We start from the raw sequence: 16,545 nt of genomic DNA on the forward strand, positions 1-16,545 counted from the left end.
GGGTCGCGGCGCCTTCGGCGGCCGCGGCGGCGGGCGCCGCCGGAGCAGCGGCCGGGGCCGGGGCGTCGGGGGTCATCGAACCGCCCTTGGAAGCCACCCACGCCTCGAATTCCGGCTGGGTCACGACCTTGATCTCGATCGGCATGAACGCGTGGTCAACGCCGCAGAGTTCCGAACACTGGCCGTAGAAGGTGCCGGTACGCTCGGCCTTGAACCAGGTTTCGTTGATGCGGCCCGGGATCGCGTCGATCTTCAGACCGAAGGCCGGCAGGGCGAAGGCGTGGATGACGTCGGCGCCGGTGACCAGCACGCGGACGGTCTTGTTGACCGGAACGACCAGCGGCTCGGTCGAAGCCAGGCGGAAGGGAACGTCACGCTTCTTGGCTTCTTCCTCGGGCAGCATGTTCGAAACGAACTCGCTGACCTTCTGATCGGGAAGCTCATAGCCCCAGTACCACTGATAGCCGGTGGCCTTCACCGTGTAATCCGGCTTGGGCATGTCGTGATAGGCGAACAGCAGCCGGAACGAGAAGATCGCGACGAACATCAGGATCAGGACCGGCACGACCGTCCAGATCACTTCGATCAGCGTGTTGTGGCTCCACTTCGCCGGAACCGGGTTCGAGCGCTTGTTGTAGCGCACCACGACCCAGATCAGCAGCGCCAGCACGAACACGCAGATCAGCGTGATGATCGGCAGCAGGATAAGATTGTGGAAATCGTGCGCAGCGTGCTTCAGCGGCGAAGCAGCCGGCTGCAGCCCGATGCCGCCCGGGGTCGGTTGCCCCATCAATTCCTCTGCGAACGCCTGGACGCCCCAGAACGCCGACGTTGCGCCCGCCGCGGCTGCCGCCGCCCACGTCCGCATGCCCTGAACCCTAGACTTCATGTCCCCTCGGTCTGCTTGGCCGGCCGCGCCTCGCGAAAGACGATCGCCCCCGCCGACTGAATCAAGACGTAGCGCCGCGCAAACCGCGAGGCCCCGCCCTTAAGCCGGGGTGCATACGCGCTCTCCCGTAGCTTGCCAAGGCGCTAAGACCCCCTATGGCGCAATGTCTCGACATGCAGCCCCTTCGGACGGTTCGCCCACGCCTGAAAATGGCCGTTTTCGCATAACTGCGGAAGGTTAAGCCGTCGGGCTTCCATCAAGGCGCCGGCGGACACGAACGGTCGGCGGCGGATTGGGGTGACGTCCGGGGCGCAAGCACCTATTTCTGTGGGCTCGCCTTCCGAAAGCAGATCTGACGATGAACGCCCTCGCCCCCGCCGCCTCGATTCTCGATTCCGTCGGAGTCGCCCCCGAACGCGCCCGCGAGCTCCTCGGCGAGGCGCTGGCCGGCGCCGACGACGGCGAACTGTTCGTCGAACGCTCCGAGAGCGAGGCCTTCCTGTTCGACGACGGGCGGCTGAAGTCAGCCTCGTACGATTCGTCCGAAGGCTTCGGCCTGCGGGTGGTCGCCGGCGAGACCGCCGGCTACTCGCATTCGAGCGAGGTGTCCGAAGCGGCGATCAAGCGCGCGGGACAATCGTCGGCCCTGGCCAAGCGCGGCTATTCCGGCGTGTCGGCCGAGGGCCCGCGCGCCACCAACACCAAGCTCTACGGCGAGGACGATCCGACCGCCTCGCCCGCTTTCTCCGACAAGGTCACCCTGCTGCAGGAGATCGACGCCTGGGTGCGGGCGCGCGACCCGCGCGTGGTGCAGGTGATGGCCAGCATCGCCGGCGAGCGGCGGATCGTGGAGATCCTGCGCGCCGACGGCCGCCTGATCCGCGACGTGCGCCCGCTGTGCCGGGTGAACGTCCAGGTCACCCTGGAGAAGGACGGCAAGCGCGAGAGCGGCTATTCCGGCGCCGGCGGCCGCGCCGGCTTCGACGCCTGGATCGCGCCCGACAAGTGGCAGGCCCAGGCCGACGAGGCCATTCGTCAGGCGCTGGTCAATCTGGACGCCGTCCCCTGCCCCGCCGGCGAGATGGACGTGGTGCTGGGCCCAGGCTGGAACGGGGTGCTGCTGCACGAGGCGGTCGGCCACGGGTTGGAGGGCGACTTCAACCGCAAGGGCACCTCGGCGTTCTCCGGCAAGATCGGCCAGCGCGTCGCCGCCCCGGGGGTCACGGTCTTCGACGACGGCACCCTGCCCGGCCGCCGCGGATCGCTGACCGTCGACGACGAAGGCACCCCGACCGAGCGCACGATCCTGATCGAGGACGGCATCCTGGTCGGCTACATGCACGACCGGATGAGCGCGCGGCTGATGGGCATGACCGCCACCGGCAACGGACGGCGCCAATCCTATGCGCACATGCCGATGCCGCGGATGACCAACACCGCCATGTTGGGCGGGCAGCACAAGCGCGAGGAGATGATCGCCTCGACCAAGCGCGGGCTCTACTGCGCCAACTTCGGCGGCGGCCAGGTCGACATCACCAACGGCAAGTTCGTCTTCCAGTGCACCGAGGCCTACCTGATCGAGGACGGCAAGATCACCACTCCGGTCAAGGGCGCGACCCTGATCGGCGACGGCCCCTCGGCCCTGACCAGGGTGACGATGATCGGCGACGACTTCGACTTCGACGCCGGCGTCGGGGTGTGCGGCAAGTCGGGCCAGAGCGTGCCGGTCGGCGTAGGCCAACCCTCGCTGAAGCTGACCGGCCTGACCGTCGGCGGCACCAGCATCTAGACCTGAATCCGATGGTTACGAACCCGTAATCATCGGATTTCTTTCAGGAAATTAATCCACATTTCCTGGATTTAATTGGCGCGCACCCGGGGGCGCAGGTCACTTGCCTGCGTCTTTGGGGAGCAATGTTACATGATCGCGCCGGCCCTGGCCTCCGCACTCGCCCTCGCCGCTCCCGAGGCGGCGACAGGGATTTCCACTCCGTCCGCCACTGCCGAGCCCGCCGCCACCGAAGGGGTGATCAGTTACCCCGCGGCCTTCTTCGCCGACAGTCAGGCGGCCAACGCCTGGGAGATGCTGCTGCGGCTGCCTGGCTTCACGCTCGACACCGGCGACAAGATCCGCGGCTTCGAGGGCGGCGGCGGCAACGCCCTGATCGACGGCCAGCGCCCGACCAGCAAGACCGATCCGCTGGACGAACTGCTGCGCCGGGTGCCGGTCGCGCAGATCGAGCGCATCGACCTGATCCGCGGCGGCGCGCCGGGCATCGACATGCAGGGCCGGCCGGTCATCGCCAACGTGATCCGCAAGCCCGGCGGCGGCCTGCAGGGCCTGGTCGCGGTAGCCAACAACCACATCTATGACGGCCGCAACCTGCACGGCTTCCGGCTGGAGCTGTCGGGCGGCCGCGAGGGCCGCAACTGGGAAGGCTCGGCCCGCTACGGCTTCGGCGCAGACGACGGCGGCGACTTCGGTCCCGGCGTGGTCCTCGGCGCGGACGGGCGGCCGCTCCGCGTCAGCCAGATCGATTCGACCGGCGGCATCGGCAACCAGACCCTGACCGGGGCCTACGAGCAGCCGGTCCTGGGGGGCAAGTTCCGCATCAACGGACGACTGTTCTGGGAGAAGTACAAGTTCAAGGAGGACAACGTCATCGTCCTGCCCGAGGCGGGTCTGGCGACGACCGACGATATCAACCACACCCATGAGACCGAGCTCGGCCTGCGCTTCACGCGCGACGTAGGCTCGCGCGCGACCCTGGACCTGATCGGCCTGCGCCAGACGCGCGACCGCGACATCTCCTCGGTCTATGTCGAGGCGCTCGAAGAAGATCGCTTCAACCTCAAGCGTGAAGGCAGCGAGACCATCGGTCGGGGCGTGCTGTCCTATCGGTCCAGCGAGACCCTCTCTTTCGAGGCCGGCGGCGAAGGCGCGTTCAACAAGCTCCAAAGCGACACCCGCCTGACGGTGAGCGGGACGCCGATCCCGCTGCCCGCCGCCAACGTGGTCGTCGAGGAGACCCGCGGCGAAGTGTTCGCCAAGAGCGTCTGGCGGCCGACCAGCAAATGGACGCTCGAGGGCGGCCTCCGCTACGAGGCCTCGTCGATCTCCTCATCCGGCGACGTGGCGCTGGAAAAGAGCCTGAACTTCCTGAAGCCGCGGTTGGCGGCGGCCTGGGCGCCGACCGAGGCGACGCAGGTGCGCCTGCGCTTCGAGCGCGTGGTCGGGCAACTGTCGTTCGACGACTTCGTGGCCGATTCGTCGCTGAACACGGGCGTGGTGACCGCCGGCAATCCCGACCTCAACCCCGAACAAGCCTGGGTCAGCGAGATCGCGGTCGAACAGCGGTTCTGGAAGGAGGGCGTGGTTGGCGTGACGTTGCGCCGCTCGGCCCTGACCGACGTGATCGACCGGGCCCCGATCATCACCGAGGTCGCGATCTTCGACTCGCCGGCCAACATCGGCGACGGGACCAAGGACGAGCTGGTGCTGAACCTGACCGCGCCGCTGGACCGATTCGGCCTGACCGGCGCCCAGTTGAAGGGCGAGGCGACCTGGCGGCGGTCGGACGTCACCGACCCGACCACCGGCGAGAGCCGCGAGATCTCCAAGCTGCGCCCGGTGGAGTGGGAGGCGACCTTCTCTCAGGATCTGCCGCAGTGGCGCACGACCTGGGGCGTCGACGTCTATGGCGGCTGGCGCGAGACCAGTTATCGGTTCAACGAGGTCTCGACCTTCAAGCTGGGAACCTTCGTGCGGCCGTTCGCCGAGTGGCGAGTGCGGCCGGATATCATCGTCCGCTTCGAACTGCCCAACATCACCGAACGGGGCCTGCGCCGCACGCGCACGGTCTATGACGGCCCGCGCGGCTCGAGCCAGGTGCTGTTCACCGACGACCGCAAGCTGGAGTTCGGGCGGATGTACTACGTCCGCATCCGCAAGACGTTCGGCGCCTGACGCAGCTCCAACGAAGAAGGGCCGGACGCATCGCTGCGTCCGGCCCTTATGTCGTGCCTCACGCAGGCCGCGTCAGCTCTCGCGGTCGGCCCGGACGGCGGCCGGGTTCACGGCCTGGCGTTCACCGTCCAGCACCGGAGCGATCGGCTCGGGCTGGGCGTGGCCCGGACCGTTGGCGCCGTGGGCCCAATGCTTGATGAAGAAGCTCAGCGCCACGAACACCAGACCAACGGCGACGCCGGCCCAGCCGAGCTTGTTGAAGCCGTCCATCGAGGTGGCCAGCGCCGCGGCCGGATCCAGCACTTGGCCGCCCACCGTTTCGGTTCCCATGGCCCCGGCGATGATACCGCCGACGTACTGGGCGATCGAGGAGGACAGGAACCACACGGCCATCATGAACGAGACCACCGAGGCCACCGAAAGTTTGGTGATCTCCGACAGGCCCACCGGCGAGAGGAAGAGCTCGCCCGTGGTGTGCAGCATGTAGAGCAGCGCCAGCATGATCAGCGGCAGGCGATAGTTGTCGTCGGCCAGGCCCTGGGCCCAGACGACCACCAGGAAGCCGAGGCCGACCTGCAGCAGGCCGAAGCCGAACTTCAGCGTCGGGTTCGGATCGCGGCCGCGCGCGCCCAGCCAGGCCCACATCGCCGCGAAGACCGGCGCGAAGATCAGGATGAAGCCGGCGTTGAACGACTGAGTCTGGGCCGCGGAGATGCCCATCAGGTCGACGTTGCGGGCGGCGAACAGGTTGAGCGAGGTGCCGGCCTGTTCGAACAGGGTGAAGAACACGACCGAGCCGAAGATCAGGACCAGCGCCAGCAGCATCCGCTCGCGCTCGATCTTGTCGCACTTCACCGTCAGGAAGTAGCCGATGAACAGCAGGGCCAGGACGGTGGAGATTCCAAGCGCCCAGCCGACCAGCTGGTTGCTCTGAACCAGCAGCCAGATCGGGGCCACGCCGAGGATGGCGAGGATGTAGATCAGCCATTCGCGGTTGATCGGGCCGGCGACCGGCGCCTTCAGCAGTTCGAGGTTCGGCGGCTCGCCCTTGCCCTGCAACAGCGGCTTGCCGAACACGAAGACGACCCAGCCCAGGGCCATGCCGACGCCGGCGAGGCCGAAGCCCGCCCACCAGCCGACCGTCTGGCCGAGCAGGCCGCAGAGCACCGAGGCCCAGAAGGCCCCAAGGTTGATTCCGTAGTAGTAGAGGGTGAAGCCGGAATCCCGGCGCGGGTCGCCCTGCGGATAGAGCTGGCCGACGATGGTGGAGATGTTCGGCTTCAGGAAACCGACGCCCATGATGATCAGCGAAACCGCCAGGTAGAACGCGTTCTTGCCGAGCGGATCGACCTGCTTCTCCATGGTGTAGCTGTCCTTGGCCAGGACGGCCGGCAGCGGGCCGCCGGCCTGCAGGCCCTTGATCTCCAGGCCGCCGCCCTCGGCGGGACCGAAATCATAGGCCTTGTCGCCGACCATCAGCTTGACGGTGCGCGATTCCATCCGGCCCTCGGCGACGACCTCGTACTTCTGGCCGCCATAGACGAGCTGCTGGGTCGCGGGCTTGCCTTCGACCGCCATGGTCAGGTGGCCGGCGACCAGCAGCAGGGCGCCGAAGGCCACCGCCTTGCGGGTGCCGAGATAGCGGTCGGCGAGCAGGCCGCCGATCAGCGGCAGCAGGTAGACCAGGCTGGTGTAGGAGCCGTATTGCGCGCCGGCGGTGGCGTCGTCGAACAGCAGGTGCTGGGTCAGGAAGAAGATCAGGATGCCGCGCATCCCGTAGTAGGAGAACCGCTCCCACATCTCGGCGAAGAACAGGATGATCAGTCCTCGCGGATGCTGCTTGAGCAACTGCATGAGGACGGGGATCCCGGTCGCCAACGTAATGACGATCCCCAAAAGGATTACGATGTTCATGAGGGCGGTATTCCGATTCCTTGGACTGCCGGCTCTTCAGAGGGTCGTTTTCGCCCCCGCCGGGCTAATTTGGCGGGAGAAGATCACGCAGCCGGGCCGAGCACAAGCAATCGGGCGCCTGAAGCTTGGCAATGAGGGAGCCCGCCCCCCACCTTGAGCGTTGCATCTGCACGAAGGAGGAGCGTCCCCATGCTGACCCCCGGCCCCGACCATCCCATCGAGATCACCCCCGCCAAGACCCGCTGGCGCGCCATGTACGGCGAGCACGTGATCGCCGACAGCGGCGATGTCCTCATCCTCACCGAGGCGAGCTATGCGCCGGTCGCGTACTTCCCGCGGGCCGACGTATCGATGGAGTACTTCTCGCGCAGCGAGCGCCAAACCCATTGTCCGTACAAGGGCGACGCGGCCTACTACACGATCCTGATGGACGGCCGGTTCGCCGAGAACGCGGTCTGGACCTACGAGGAGCCCTACCCGGCGATGGACGCGATCCGCGGCCGGCTGGCCTTCTATCCGGACAAGGTCGAGGTCTACGCGGTGGAGGACATGCTCGTCGACCCAAAGCACCCGCATGCGGCGGTCGACCAGATCGTGCAACATACCGACAGCGGCGCCGGCGCCAGCCAGCGCGACCATTGGCCGCCGAACGTCACCTCGCCGTCCCCCGAAGGCTAGGCGCCGTCAGACCCGCGGCCCGGGCCATTCCGGGCGCGCGTCCGGATCCTCCAGCGTCATGCCGAGGCCCTCTGTGGCGCGCACTGGTACGGCGGCGCGATCGAAGCCGTCCAGGCAGAAGACGTTGACCCCGAAGTGGTCGGGCGCGGCCCGCTTGCGATGGAAGGTGTAGATCCCGCATCGGCTGCAGAAGTAGTGCCGCGCGATCCCGGTATTCCAGCGATAGAGCGAGAGCGCGTCCTCGCCCGCGGTGACGGTGAGGGCGCTCTCGTGCACCTTGGCCATCACAGCGTTCTTCTTCACACACAGCGAGCAATCGCATGTGGTGAGTTCGGTAATCTCCGCCTCGACCTGGAAGCGCACGGCTCCGCAGTGGCACGAGCCGGCCAGCATGGTCAGTAGGCGAAGTCCTCGAACACCCGGCGAACGTCGCCCTTCCAGGGGCCGTGGTAGAGTTCGAGAAGGCGTTCGGCCGGGGTGATCCCGCTGTCGGCGATGTCTTCGAGCTCGGCCAGGTAGCCGCTCTCGTCGACCATGCCGGCGCTGAGTCGGTTGCGGTTCTTCAGGCCCTGCTTGGCGATGGCGACCATGTCCTTGGCCACGTCCTGGACGCTACGGCCATTGACCTGGGCCTTGAGGCCCAGGCGGGCGACGTCGGCGCGCAGGCGCTCGTGGTCCTCAACCTGCCAGTCCTTGCAGAGGTCCCAGGCGGCGGCGAGCGCGGCCTGATCGTAGAAGATCCCCGCCCACAACGCGGGCAGGGCGCAGAGACGGCTCCAGGGGCCGGAATCGGCGCCGCGCATCTCCAGGTATTGCTTGAGGCGTACTTCCGGGAAGGCGGTGGTGGTGTGGTCCGCCCAGTCCTTGAGGCTGGGACGGTCGCCGGGCAGTTCGGCCAGTTCGCCGGCCATGAACTTGCGGAACGAGCGGCCGGCGAGGTCGACGTACTTGCCGTCGCGCTTGGCGAAGTACATCGGCACGTCGAGGGCGTAGTTGGCGTAGGTCTCGTAGCCGAAGCCGTCGGCGAAGACGAAGTCCAGCATACCGGTGCGGTCGGGATCAGTGTCGGTCCAGACGTTGGCGCGCGCCGACAGGAAGCCGGACGGCTTGCCCTCGATGAACGGCGAATTGGCGAACAGCGCCGTGGCGATGGGCTGCAGGGCCAGGCTGGCGCGGAACTTGGCCACCATGTCGGCTTCCGAGCCGAAGTCGAGATTGGCCTGGACCGTACAGGTGCGGAACATCATGTCGAGGCCGAGCTTGCCGACCTTGGGCATGTACTCGCGCATGATCTTGTAGCGGCCCTTGGGCATCACGGGGATCTCGTCCCGCCGCCAGATCGGCGTGAAACCGAGGCCGAGGAAGCCGAGGCCGAGTTCGTCGGCGACGGTCTTCACCTCGGTGAGATGCTGGCCGGTCTCCTCGCAGATCTCGTGCATGGTCTCCAGCGGCGCGCCGGAGAGTTCGAACTGGCCGCCGGGCTCGAGGCTGACATTGGCCATGCCGCGTTCGAGGGCGATGATGTTGTCGCCCTCGTAGACGCCTTTCCAGCCGAATCGCGTCAGGCCGTTGAGCAGGGCCTGGATGCCGGCCGGGCCGTCATACGGAATCGGCTCGGCGATCCCAAGGCGGAACACGAACTTCTCGTGCTCTGCGCCCACGCGCCAAGCGCTGGCAGGCTTTTCCCCGGCCTCGAACCAGCGGACCAGGTCCTCCAGCGTGAGGGGGCGCTCGTCGGTCACGACGTCGGCCATCTCGTTCTCCCCAGCCCAATCCAGCCAAAAGCGGCGCGATCTTTACGCCGCTCAGACAGGTGGGCGCAATTCAGGAAACCTCAAGACGCCTCAGGAAACCTCATGGCTCCGCCAGTCGCCCTGTGCGGCCTGCCAGAGGGTAAGCGCGCTGATGGCGGCGGTGTCAGCCCGCAGAATCCGCGGCCCCAGGGTAGCGGGCGTGGCGTAGGGAAGGTTCCGCAAGGCTTCACGTTCGCTCGGCGAAAATCCCCCCTCGGGACCGATCAGGATGGACCAGGGGGCTGGCGCCGCGCCCTCCAGGGCCTGCAGGACCGGCCTCGCGTCTCCCGCTTCGTCGCAGAACAGCAGCCGGCGCGGCGCGGCCCAGCCCTCAATCAGCTTGGCGAGCTTCACCGGCTCGAAAATCTCCGGCACGTCGAGGCGGCCGGTCTGTTCCGCAGCCTCGGCGGCGATGGCCGCCAGGCGGTCGACGCGGGTGCGCTCGGCGTTGGTCCGCTCGGTGATCACCAGCCGCACGCGGCGTGCGCCGAGTTCGGCCGCCTTCTCGACGATGGTCTCGACCCGTGAGCGTTTGACCAGGGCGATCACCAGGTCGAGGTCCGGGCCGAACGCCTGGCGCCGCTCCAACGCCTTGGGCCGCAGGATGACGCCGCGCTTGCCGGACACCTCGATCACCGCGCGCCACTCCCCGTCCCGGCCGTTGAAGACGAGCACCTCGTCGCCGACCGCCCGACGCATCACCGACGTCAGGTAGTGGCTCTGACCGTGGTCGAGCCCAAGGGCGACATCCTGGGAAAGGTCGGCGGCGACGTGGAGACGGATCATGCACGAGGTTCTAGCCCTGGGCGGCGGTTCAGGACTAGGCTTCGATCCATGGCGAAGTCAGACAACGGCGACGACGCGTACGAGGCCGAGCTCGCGGAGCTGCAGCTGGCCCTGGTGCGCTACCAGCAGCACGCGATGAAGGCGGGCGACAAGGTGCTGGTGATCTTCGAAGGCCGCGACGCGGCCGGTAAGGACGGCGCGATCAGCCGGATCACCGAGCACATGTCGATCCGCGCCACGCGGGTGGTGGCCCTGCCCAAGCCCACCGAACTGGAATCCAGCCAGTGGTACTTCCAGCGCTATGTCCCGCACCTGCCGTCGGCCGGCCAGGTCGTGATCTTCAACCGCTCCTGGTACAACCGCGCCGGGGTCGAGCGGGTGATGGGGTTCTCGAGTCAAAAGGACCAGGAGATCTTTCTGCGCGACGTCCCGCACTTCGAGGAAATGCAGATCGAGAGCGGTTTGAAGCTGGTAAAGATCTGGCTCGACATCAGCCGGAAAGAGCAGGGAGAGCGGCTGAAGGAGCGGCGTGAAAATCCGCTCAAGGCGTTGAAGACCAGCCCTCTGGACGATGTGGCCCAGGAAAAATGGGCCGACTACAGCGCCGCGCGCGACGAGATGCTGACCCGCACCCATCAGACCTTGTCGCCCTGGACCTGCGTGGTCACCGACGAGAAAAAAGTCGCGCGCATCAACGTCATGCGCCACCTGATCAAAACCATCGCACCGCAGGAGATCGCCGACAGCGTTGACGCTCCCGACAGCCAGGTGCTGTTCCCGTTCGAGATCGGCGCCATCGCCGAAGGCCGCCTGAACAAGTAGCCGCGGGTGACGGGGGTGGAGGATATCTCGGCGGGCGAGGCCCGGCGCATCGCGCTGGCCGCACAGGGCTTCGCCGAGCGGCGGCCGGCCGCCCCCGGCAAGCGCCACCTGCTGAAGACTATCGAGCGGCTGGGGGTCGTGCAGATCGACTCGGTCAACGTGGTGTCGCGCACCCACTACCTGCCGATGTTCTCGCGGCTCGGCGCCTATCCGCGGCCGCTGCTGGAGGAGATCGCCTGGGGCAAGCGCCCGGCCCTGGTCGAGTACTGGGCGCACGAGGCCTCGCTGCTGCCGGCCGCGACGCACCGGCTGCTCCGTTGGCGGATGGACGACGCCCGCGCCGGGGTCGGCACCTGGAAGGGCATCGCCCGGTTCCTGCGCAGCCACGGCGACTTCATCGACAAGTGCCTGGACGAGATCGCCGCCCGCGGACCGATGCCGGCCTCGGAGCTCAGCCTGGGTGCCAAGGGCGCCGGCAGCTGGTGGGGCTGGAGCGAGGGCAAGCGGGCGCTGGAATCCCTGTTCTGGGTCGGCGACCTGACTACCGCCACCCGGCGCGGGACCTTCGAACGGGTCTACGGCCTGCCCGAGAGGGTGCTGCCCAAGGCCGCCCTCGAAGAGCCGCCGCCCCGCGAGGAGGCGCAGCGCGAACTGCTCCGGATCGCTGCGCGGGCCCAAGGCGTGGCCACGGAACGGGACCTGCGCGACTACTTCCGCATGGGCGTGGCGGAGACCAGGGCGCGTCTGGCCGAACTGGTCGAGGCCGGCGACCTGACACCGGTGAAGGTCAAGGGCTGGGAGAACCGGGCCTATCTCCACCGCGACGCGAGACGCCCGCGCAAGATCACCGCCAACGCCCTGCTCTCGCCGTTCGACAACCTGATCTGGTTCCGCGAGCGGACTGAGCGGCTGTTCGGGACCCGGGTGCGGCTGGAGATCTACACCCCGGCCCACAAGCGCGTGCACGGCTACTACGTGTTGCCGTTCCTGCAGGGCGAGGCGATCACCGCCCGGGTCGACCTGAAGGCCGAGCGCAAAAAGGGCCTGCTGATGGTCCAGGCCGCCCATGCGGAGCCCGGCGCGAACGACGAGACTCCGGCCTTGCTGGCCGCCGAGCTGAAGCTCATGGCCGGTTGGCTGGGCCTCGACCGGGTCGAGGTCGCGCCGAAGGGCGACCTTGCGGCGCGGCTGGCGAGCGCGCTCAGCTAGCCTTCGGCGTCATCACCAGCCAGGGGGTCGCCTGAAGGCGGAACTCCCAAACCGCCAGCAGTTGGTCGAGGTGGCTCGCGCCCTTGAGGAAGTCGGGCAGCGGCAGGGTCTTGGGCTGGGGATCGAGGCGGACGATGTCGTGCGTCGGGCCGAACCGCTCGACCAGGCGATCCAGCACGCCCCGCCGATAGACGTCGTGAGTCTCGACGATCAGATCCATGCCGGCCAGGGCCGGCGACAGGTCAGGACGCAGCAGGTCGTCCTCGGCCCCCTCGATGTCGACCAGCACCAGGCAGCGGCGCCCCCTGAACGCCTCGAAGCCGTCGGGCTCAAAGCGTTCGCCGATGACGACCCGGTCCGTCACGCCGTTCTTTGCGGCGAGTTCGGCGCAGGCCAGACGCGCCTTCTCCTGGATGTCGAAGGCGTGGACCGTGACGCCGGGCATCAACCGCGCCAGGCCGACCGCGTAGTAGCCCTCGGCGCAGCCGACATCGATCACACAATCCAGCGGCTTGGCCGCGAAGGTCGCGAGATAGGGGTGCAGTTCCGATTCGTAGGTCCCGATCAGCCGCGGGGTCAGGGCCCCCTCGGTCGCCGAGGTGACGTACTCCATGCCGGCGAAAGGCCCCTGCATGATCCTTGCGCCATAGTGGCGGACATAGGCGTCGGCGATCGCGCGCGAGCGCCAGATCGCCAGCACCCGCAGCGCGACATTCAGTTCACGCGGGTTGGCCAGCGACGGCTCACGCGCCAGACGGTCGCGCAGCCACTGAACCACCTGTTCGACATAGGTCATGCGACTCCCCCAGGACCGCTCGGGCCCTGGGGGTCATTTAGCACGGGCGGCCATGCCCGTGTCAGCCGTCAGACGGCGCCTTCGCTCACCGCATGCAGGCGGGCATAGGCGCCGCCCTGCTTCACCAGGTCGGCGTGGCGCCCCTCCTCGACGATATGGCCCTGGTCGAAGACCAGGATCCGGTCGGCGTTGCGCACGGTCGAGAGGCGGTGGGCGATGACGATGGTGGTCCGGCCGGCCATCAACTCCTCCATCGCCGCCTGCACGTCGCGCTCGGTCTCCACGTCGAGCGACGAGGTCGCCTCGTCGAAGACCAGGATCGGCGCGTCGGCCAGGAAGGCGCGCGCGATCGCCACGCGCTGGCGCTCGCCGCCCGACAGCTTCACCCCGCGCTCGCCCACCAGGGTCTGGTAGCCGAGGGGCAGCCGCATGATGAACTCATGCGCCCGGGCGCGGCGGGCGGCGAGCGCGACCTCGTCGGCCGTGGCCTCGGGGCGGGCATAGGCGATGTTGTCGGCGATGGTCCGGTGGAACAGCGCCGGGTCCTGCGGCACCACGGCGATGGCGCGGCGCAGCGAGCCCTGCTGCACCTGGGCGATGTCCTGCCCGTCGATCAGGATCCTGCCCTCATCGAGATCGTAGAGCCGTTGGATCAGCTTGACGAAGCTCGACTTGCCCGACCCGGTCGGGCCGACCAGGGCGACGCGTTCCCCCGGACGGATGGTGAGGGAGAAATTCCGGAACAGCGGCTCGTTCACCGACTTGTACCGGAAGGTGGCGTTCTCGAAGACCACCTCGCCCAACTGTCCGGCGAGGGGCGCGGCGTCAGGCGCGTCGGCCACCTGCGGCGCCATCTCGGCGAAGCGGGCCACGTCCTCGACGTCGTCGAGCCCCTTCTGCAGCATGCGGACGTTCTCGCCGATGTTGCGCAGGTAGCCGCTCATGACCAGGAACGCGGTGATGCCGAAGGCGACGTCGCCGGGGGTCGCCTTGCCCTGGGACCAGAGCAGCAGCAGCAGGCCGGTCAGCCCGCCCTGCAGCACCGCCAGAAGCATGTTCTGGATCAGCCAGAGATCGGTGAAGCGGTTCCAGGTACGCACCACCGCCCCGCGCCAGGTCTCGGTGATCTCGCCGATGCGGGCGCTTTCGCGGGCCTCGGCGCCGAAGCTGCGGACGGTGGCGTTGCCGGTGACGGAGTCGGCCAGCGCGCCGCCGATCCGCGAGTCCAGGGCCACCGAACGCTGGTTCAGCGGTCGCCCGTACTTGGCCGTCAGGATCACGTTGGAGGCGATGTAGAGCGTGACGATGTCGAGAGAGAAAAGCCCCACCATCGGCCAGCGGACGATCATCATCACCGAGAGGCCGATGAGCACTAGCAGGGCCGGGCCGATCCACATGACGATGGCGTCGGAGACCAGGTCATAGCCCCACATCGCCCGTGACAGCCGGCGCACCGTGGCGCCGGCGAAGGCGTCGGCGTGCCAGTCGGCCGAGAACGACTGCACCCGCGAGAAGCCCTCGTCGGTCAGGTCACGCATGTTCAGCGCGGCCAACGGGTTCCAGAACTTGTTGGCGATGTTCCGCACCACCGACAGCACCAGGTACAGGGCGACGAACACCGCCCAGGCGCCCCAGGCGACGTTCGCCGCCTGCGGTCCCTCGGCGACGGCGTCGACCAGCCGCCCCGCCGCCAGCGGGATGGCCATGTCCGCGGCGATGGAGAGCAGCGAGAAGAGGACCATGCCGCTCAGCAGGCCAGGCCGCCGCAGCCAGTAGCGCATGACGAAGCCGATGACCTTGCGGTTGGGCAGGGTGCGCTGCTTCTGGTCCTCGGCGTCTTCGTAGTGGTCGGTCACAGCTCGGTTCCTTCGGTCACCGCGTGCAGCCGCGCATAGGCGCCGCCCTTTTCGATCAGTTCGGCGTGGCGGCCCTCCTCGACGATCCGGCCGCGGTCGAAGACCAGGATCCGGTCGGCGCCGCGGATGGTCGACAGCCGATGGGCGATGACGATGGTCGTACGCCCGACCATCAGCTCCTCCATCGCCGCCTGGACCAGGCGTTCGGTCTCCACGTCCAGCGACGAGGTCGCCTCGTCGAGGACCAGGATCGGGGCGTCGGCCAGGAAGGCGCGGGCGATGGCCACCCGCTGGCGCTCGCCGCCCGACAGCTTCACGCCGCGCTCGCCGACCAGCGTGTCGTAGCCGTTCGGCAGGCGGGCGATGAAGTCGTGGGCGCGGGCCCGCTTGGCGGCCAGCATCACCTCGTCCGCCGTCGCGTCGGGTCGGGCGTAGGCGATGTTCTCGGCGATGCTGCGGTGGAACAGCGCTGGGTCCTGCGGCACCACGGCGATGGCGCGCCGCAGGCTGGTCTGGGCGACCTTGGAGATGTCCTGGCCGTCGATCAGGATCCGGCCGCTCTGGACGTCGTACAGGCGCTGGATCAGCTTCACGAAGGTGGACTTGCCCGCCCCGGTCGGGCCGACCAGGGCGATGCGCTCTCCCGGCGCGACGATCAGGGTGAAGCCCTCGTAGAGCGGCCGCGGCTGGTTGGCGTAGCCGAAGGTGACCCGATCGAAGATCACCTCGCCCAGGTCGCCGCGGAACGGCCGCGCCTGCGCATGGTCGTTCAGCTGCGGCTCGGTACGCATGTAGGTCGCCACGTCCAGCATGTCGTCCAGGCCCTTCTGGAGCATCTGGGTGATCTCGCTGAAGTTGCGCATGTAGCCGGCCATGACGATGAACGAGGTGATCGCGAAGGCGACGTCGCCCGGGGTCGCCTGGCCTTGCGCCCAGGCGTGGACAAGGAACCCGGTCAGGCCGGCCTGCAGGATGATCAGCAGCAGGTTTTGCCCCAGGCCCACGACATTGAAGCGGTCCCAGGTCTTGTTCACCGCCCAGCGCCAGGCGTCGGCGGTTTGCGCGAAGCGTTCGGCTTCGCGGTCTTCGGCCCCGAAGCTTTTCACCGTCGGGTTGGCCCCGATGGCGTCGGCCAGCGCTGCGCCGATCTCGGAGTCGAGGGCGGTCGAGCGCAGGTTGGCCGGCCGCACGAAGTGCACCGACATCAGGATGTTGTAGGCGGCGAACACCGCGATCACGACGGCCACGAACAGGCCGGCGAGCGGCCAGCGCAGTCCGAGCGAGATCGCCAGGCCGCCGAGCACCAGGACGGTCGGCAGCAGCATGGCGATCAGGGCGTCGGCGGCGCTGTCATAGCCCCACATGGCGCGGCTGACCCGCCGCACCGTGGCGCCCGCGAAGTTCGAGGCGTGCCAGTCCGAGGAGAAGGCCTGCACGCGGGCGAAGCCTTCCTTGACCATGCGCGACATGATCCGGGCGTAGAAGCCGTTCATCACCCGGAACATGCTGGTCCGGGACATGTAGAACACCAGGTAGAGCCCAGAGAGTGAGGCCCAGGCGATCCAGGCCGCGTCGGTCACCTTGTCCGGGCTGGATACGGCGTTGATCAGGCCGCGCGTCGCCCAGGGGATTGAGAGGTCGCAGATCGTGGCGATCAGGCCAAAGCCGATGATCAGGGCGAACTTCTTCGGCTCGCGCATCCAGTGCCCGGCCATGAAGCCGAGCACCTGGCGGTTGGTCAGGGTTCGGGGACGGTCGAGGTCGTCGTCGAGAATGTCGGTCATAACGGGTTTCACAAATCGGCCCGGCAGCCGCCGGGGGTAAATTGAGACATC

General features: G+C 68.0%; 13 protein-coding genes. 5 read left to right on the forward strand and 8 right to left on the reverse strand.

From position 1 onward, the window contains the following. On the reverse strand, positions 1-889 hold an 889-nt coding region (coxB, locus tag OUA97_RS14495), incomplete at its 3' end, for a cytochrome c oxidase subunit II (RefSeq protein WP_267232665.1). Positions 890-1,247: 358 nt separating this feature from the next. On the opposite strand from coxB, the gene tldD reads away from it, so the two are divergent. Together tldD and OUA97_RS14505 are read left to right on the forward strand one after the other, a co-directional pair. Further along, complete coding sequence (tldD, locus tag OUA97_RS14500) at positions 1,248-2,678, forward strand: metalloprotease TldD (RefSeq protein WP_267232666.1); 1,431 nt, start codon at positions 1,248-1,250, stop codon at positions 2,676-2,678. Positions 2,679-2,810: 132 nt separating this feature from the next. Further along, complete coding sequence (locus OUA97_RS14505) at positions 2,811-4,856, forward strand: TonB-dependent receptor plug domain-containing protein (RefSeq protein ID WP_267232667.1); 2,046 nt, start codon at positions 2,811-2,813, stop codon at positions 4,854-4,856. Positions 4,857-4,928: 72 nt separating this feature from the next. Here OUA97_RS14505 and OUA97_RS14510 read toward each other — a convergent pair whose 3' ends face one another. Beyond that, positions 4,929-6,770: a peptide MFS transporter gene (locus OUA97_RS14510; RefSeq protein WP_267232668.1), complete on the reverse strand. Its 1,842-nt coding sequence runs from the start codon at positions 6,768-6,770 to the stop codon at positions 4,929-4,931. Positions 6,771-6,959: 189 nt separating this feature from the next. On the opposite strand from OUA97_RS14510, the gene OUA97_RS14515 reads away from it, so the two are divergent. Further along, a complete protein-coding gene (locus OUA97_RS14515; protein WP_267232669.1) occupies positions 6,960-7,448 on the forward strand; it encodes a DUF427 domain-containing protein in 489 nt (162 codons plus the stop codon). Positions 7,449-7,454: 6 nt separating this feature from the next. On the opposite strand, the gene OUA97_RS14520 is transcribed toward OUA97_RS14515, so the two are convergent. From OUA97_RS14520 to OUA97_RS14530, 3 genes are all read right to left on the reverse strand, one after another. Further along, on the reverse strand, positions 7,455-7,841 hold the full coding sequence (locus OUA97_RS14520; RefSeq protein WP_267232670.1) for a GFA family protein: 387 nt from the start codon (positions 7,839-7,841) through the stop codon (positions 7,455-7,457). Between the two features lie 2 nt (positions 7,842-7,843). Then, on the reverse strand, positions 7,844-9,202 hold the full coding sequence (locus OUA97_RS14525) for a glutamate--cysteine ligase (protein ID WP_267232671.1): 1,359 nt from the start codon (positions 9,200-9,202) through the stop codon (positions 7,844-7,846). Between the two features lie 90 nt (positions 9,203-9,292). Continuing rightward, positions 9,293-10,027 carry a 16S rRNA (uracil(1498)-N(3))-methyltransferase gene (locus OUA97_RS14530; RefSeq protein WP_267232673.1) on the reverse strand — a complete coding sequence of 245 codons (735 nt, stop codon included), beginning with the start codon at positions 10,025-10,027 and terminating at the stop codon, positions 9,293-9,295. A 48-nt stretch (positions 10,028-10,075) separates the two neighbouring features. Between OUA97_RS14530 and ppk2 the strand changes: the two genes are divergently transcribed. Together ppk2 and OUA97_RS14540 are read left to right on the forward strand one after the other, a co-directional pair. Continuing rightward, entirely contained in the window at positions 10,076-10,849 is a 774-nt protein-coding gene (gene ppk2 / locus OUA97_RS14535) for a polyphosphate kinase 2 (protein WP_267232675.1), read from the forward strand. A 6-nt stretch (positions 10,850-10,855) separates the two neighbouring features. Then, positions 10,856-12,058 carry a winged helix-turn-helix domain-containing protein gene (locus OUA97_RS14540; protein WP_267232677.1) on the forward strand — a complete coding sequence of 401 codons (1,203 nt, stop codon included), beginning with the start codon at positions 10,856-10,858 and terminating at the stop codon, positions 12,056-12,058. Here OUA97_RS14540 and OUA97_RS14545 read toward each other — a convergent pair. From OUA97_RS14545 to OUA97_RS14555, 3 genes are all read right to left on the reverse strand, one after another. Beyond that, positions 12,051-12,854 carry a hypothetical protein gene (locus OUA97_RS14545; RefSeq protein WP_267232678.1) on the reverse strand — a complete coding sequence of 268 codons (804 nt, stop codon included), beginning with the start codon at positions 12,852-12,854 and terminating at the stop codon, positions 12,051-12,053. The genes OUA97_RS14540 and OUA97_RS14545 overlap by 8 nt on opposite strands. Before the next feature lie 68 nt (positions 12,855-12,922). Then, on the reverse strand, positions 12,923-14,710 hold the full coding sequence (locus tag OUA97_RS14550; protein WP_267232679.1) for an ABC transporter ATP-binding protein: 1,788 nt from the start codon (positions 14,708-14,710) through the stop codon (positions 12,923-12,925). Next, positions 14,707-16,494: an ABC transporter ATP-binding protein gene (locus OUA97_RS14555; RefSeq protein WP_267232680.1), complete on the reverse strand. Its 1,788-nt coding sequence runs from the start codon at positions 16,492-16,494 to the stop codon at positions 14,707-14,709. The genes OUA97_RS14550 and OUA97_RS14555 overlap by 4 nt, the downstream gene beginning before the upstream one ends. Between the last annotated feature and the right edge of the window lie 51 nt (positions 16,495-16,545).

It is taken from the genome of Phenylobacterium sp. 58.2.17 (assembly GCF_026411515.1).
Classification (GTDB): Bacteria; Pseudomonadota; Alphaproteobacteria; order Caulobacterales; family Caulobacteraceae; genus Phenylobacterium.